General features: G+C 48.6%; 1 protein-coding gene. It reads right to left on the reverse strand.

Features of this window, described 5'->3' with window-relative positions; all coding sequences use genetic code 11:
* The coding region (locus tag ICE90_RS10775) for a hypothetical protein (RefSeq protein ID WP_216192517.1) at positions 1-232 on the reverse strand (232 nt) is incomplete at its 3' end.
* Between the last annotated feature and the right edge of the window lie 25 nt (positions 233-257).

Consider the following 257-nt stretch of genomic DNA (forward strand, 5'->3'; position numbering starts at 1 on the left):
CACCACTGTTGATGGTGGTGTTCACATAACTGTTAGTGCCAGTGAAGGTGGCGGTGTTCTGACCTGCTTGAGTGAGGTTACCAGTACCACTAATGGCATTAGCGATCGTGATCGCATCAGAGCGATTGAAGATCAAGGTACCGTTATCGGTTACGGTGCCAGTACCTAAGGTACCTACTGTGCCAGCATTACCGATTTGTAAGGTAGCACCACTGTTGATGGTGGTGTTCACATAACTGTTAGTGCCAGTGAAGGTG

This window comes from Polynucleobacter sp. AP-RePozz3-80-G7 (assembly GCF_018882145.1).
Lineage (GTDB): Bacteria > Pseudomonadota > Gammaproteobacteria > Burkholderiales > Burkholderiaceae > Polynucleobacter.